This window comes from Robinsoniella sp. RHS (genome assembly GCF_001029355.1).
GTDB classification, from domain to species: Bacteria; Bacillota; Clostridia; order Lachnospirales; family Lachnospiraceae; genus Robinsoniella; species Robinsoniella peoriensis.
The window spans coordinates 1-2210 of record NZ_JNGB01000246.1 but is presented as its reverse complement, the minus strand read 5'-3'; the positions used below and the strand labels follow the sequence as shown (position 1 = coordinate 2210).

1 protein-coding gene is annotated in these 2210 nt (G+C 43.0%); it reads right to left on the bottom strand.

Features of this window, described 5'->3' with window-relative positions:
- Window positions 1–2210, bottom strand: a 2210-nt coding sequence (locus RHS_RS32385; RefSeq protein ID WP_395023667.1) for an alpha-L-rhamnosidase N-terminal domain-containing protein, incomplete at both ends; no start/stop codon positions are given.

Genomic DNA, 2210 nt, shown 5'->3' with positions numbered 1-2210 from the left:
GTAATTTTTCAATATCTGCATAACGGCCTGCCGGTGCAAGTCCTGCATATACTGCTAAAGCATTGGCACGGTCATCTGCTTTTCCGCTTCCGGTACTTCTGTAATAAGCATTTTTCGATTTGTCCCAGAATGCTTTATCAAACTTAGACTTAATGCTGTACATACGATCTTCCAGGAACTCAATATCTGCTGCTGGTTTACCCAGGGTCTGGGCCATGTTTAATACACTTTGCGCAGCTATGTAATACCATTCCTGTTCTATAATTTTACCATCCGGATTATTTCCCCAGTCCATCCAGTCCCAGGTTCCGCCTCTGTGGGATACAAATCCATCCGATTCAAGGCTCCAAAGCTTCAGATAAGCCAATAAAGAATCGTATCCGTCAGTCATAGGCTGCGCATCACCGGAATACATGTAGTACTGCCAGAAGGACATAACCCCTGCCAGTGCCTGCATTGGAAGTTCGGAAATAGCATCAATTCCATTTGGAGCTGTCGTAGGCAGCTGTCCTGCCGCATTCTTCCATCCAAGTACCTGGTTTAATGCTTTTTTGTAAAGAAGTCCTGCGTTGCTGTCCATAGCGTAGAATGCCATCTGCATTTCATTTACGGCATCTCCCCACCACTGTGCTCTTTCTCTGTCCGGGCAGTCCATGTAGTTGTCTCTCATGGTTACTAACAGGGTATCATAAGACTTTTTATACAATAAGTTTAAGTCCTCATCCTCGCTTGTGAAGCTGCCAACCGGTTCCGTGTTATAAGTAGACGGGCGGAATCCTAATTCCAAAACTTCGACTGATTCCGGAATTTCGAAGTAAACATCATATCCGTTTACCCATCCCAGTGCTTCAAATTCCTGTTCTCCATCTTTTGTGATGTAGGCATGTCTCACTGAGTTTCCATTTCCTGCCGGCTCTTTCCAGGTATCGGTATACATATCGATACGTTTGCCGGCTGCTGATTTCACTTTGAGATAAGGTGTACCCTGAAGATTTGTTGCATTTCGGATGGTGTAGCGTTTTACACCTTCTCCAAGTTTTACCGTACCTGCCTGAATGATTGCATTTGTCTGAGATAAATAGTGATCCCCATTTTCATCTTCTTTAATTTGAGGATCAACAGCGCCGGAAAGTTTCTTAAACTGTGTCATACGCTTTCCAAGCTTATCCTTATCAAAGTTATCCTTGAACAGCACTGTGCTGTTATCTGCGGATTTTACTTCCAGGCTGTAAATACGTACTTTTTCCATATTGTCATTTCGAAAGCCAATGGAACCGCCTTTTAATGCTGTTGTATTAACTCTTTCCATAACAGCGCCATCTACAGTCGCATCAAATCCGTTAGCATCCACGCTTACAGTCATGGTGTGCTTTGTATTAAAACGCTTGTCTCCCGGAATTAAACTGCTGATATCATATGGGCCTTTTACATCCCATCCGCCATTAATATGAATATGAGGTTTATAATTCGCATAATCCTTGCTTTGCATACCATTTAAATCCGCCATACTTACCTGAGGCATATAAAAGTTATTATCATCTTTCATATTAACAGCAAGTCCCATGGAACCTGCAAATGGGGCATTTGACCCTGTTGTTGAAAGAGGATCTACCATAAATGTTAAAGATACGTTGTATTCATCCGGCAGTTCCAATGCAGTAAATACATCATTTGCGGAAGAATCTATATATTCTTTTTTCCAGGTACCTGTTCCATCTGTACCGTCTGCGGTGTATCTCACTACATCATCCACCTTCAGCTGGGGAATCGGACGTTCCCAAAGATCATTATAAGGAGCTTCTCCTGCTTTTGCCTGAATCACGGCATTTTCCCATTTGGAATCGTTAAACTCTGTTCCCTGCCAGCCTGTCAGTTCTGCATTGGCATCGTACATAATATTGGGTTCCGCCAGCCTGTAGTTGGAATCCATATCATGCTTTCCATAAGCAGGATCTTTCACTGCTTTCCAGCTGGTATCGCTGACAATTTTTGTTCCTTCTTTCAGTGCACCTTCTCCAAAGTCAGCGTCAAATAAGAAGCCCGGCTTACCGGAATCTTTGAATCCGTAACCGCTTTTACCAAAGTAGACAACCTGCACGGCAATCGTGTTCTTGCCTTCTTTCAGGAATTTGGCGATATCTTCTTTGTCATAATACATGTCTGATCTGTTCGGTCCGGTTTTTACCATACCTTCAAATACTGCCATTTCA